Raw genomic sequence first — 1267 nt, forward strand, 5'->3', positions numbered from 1 at the left:
GGGACTGCCCAGACTTCGGTTGACACCGGGGCTGACTGGTTTCAGGCCGCTGGTGCGGCGGTGTAGATGGTCTCAAACTCGACCGGGGTGAGCTTGCCCAGGGCGCGTTGTCGGCGTTTGCGGTGGTATTTGGTCTCGATCCAGGACACGATCGCCAGCCTGAGTTCTTCGCGGGTGCGCCAGCGCCGCGTGTCGAGAACATTCTTTTGCAGCAAGGAAAAGAACGATTCCATCGCGGCGTTGTCGCCGCACGCGCCGACCCGACCCATCGATCCGGTCAGTCCGTGGGCGCGCAGCAGGCGCCGGTAGGCTGCCGATCGAAATTGGGCTCCGCGGTCGGAGTGGACGACGACGCCGGCCGGGTCGCGGAGCGCGATCGCATTACACAGCGCACTGACGGCGAGTGACGCGCGCATGTGCGAGTCGATGGAGTAGCCGACAATCCTGTTGGAGTAGCAGTCCTTGATCGCGCACAGGTAGAGTTTCCCTTCGCTGGTCGGGTGCTCGGTGATGTCGGTCAACCATGTCAGGTTCGGTGCCGCAGCGGTGAACTCGCGGCGCACCAGGTCGTCATGCACCGGCGGCCCCGCCTTACTGGAGAGGCCCTTCTTCTTCGCGTGCAACGAAAAGATCCGTTGCATCGAGCAGAACGCCAGACCCGGTTCTCCGACGCGGCGAACCCGCGCACGGCGAGTTCGTCGGCGATGAACCGGTACCCGTCGCCGGGATCGTCGGCGTGGATCTCGAGGGCGGCGTTGATCAGATGGGCGTCATCTCAGTCCCGCTGCGAGACCGGGGCGGCGCACCATTGGTAGTAGGCCTGCCGGGAGATGCCCAGCACCCTGCACGTCACCGCGACCGGCACCCGCACAGGGGCGCCGGCCGCGGCCAGTTCACGGACGAGCGGGAAGACTATTTTCCCGGCAGATTGCCCTGCGCCAAGTAGGCGGCAGCCTTGCGCAGAACCTCGTTCTCCTGCTCCAGCAGACGGTTGCGCTTACGCAGTTCCCGCAGCTCAGCGGACTCATCCCGGGTCACCCCAGGTCGCGTGCCGTCCTCGACGTCGGCGGCCCGCAACCAGTTGGCCAGACACGACTCGGAGATCCCGAAGTCTTTGGCGACCTGCTTCAACGGGGTGTCACCGCGACGGGCCACGGCGACCACATCGTTACGGAACTCACGGGGATAGGGCTTGGGCACGATGACATCCTTCCAAGCAAGGCCGAAGCCTCACACATCAGGTGTCAACCAAACCCTGAGCAGACCC

General features: G+C 65.1%; 1 pseudogene. It reads right to left on the bottom strand.

Annotated features, from left to right (window positions below):
• Positions 1–41: 41 nt before the first annotated feature.
• A pseudogene (locus AB0878_RS49390) lies at positions 42–1200 on the bottom strand (IS3 family transposase).
• Positions 1201–1267 lie beyond the last annotated feature (67 nt).

This window comes from Amycolatopsis sp. NPDC047767 (assembly GCF_040704195.1).
Classification (GTDB): domain Bacteria; phylum Actinomycetota; class Actinomycetes; order Mycobacteriales; family Pseudonocardiaceae; genus Amycolatopsis.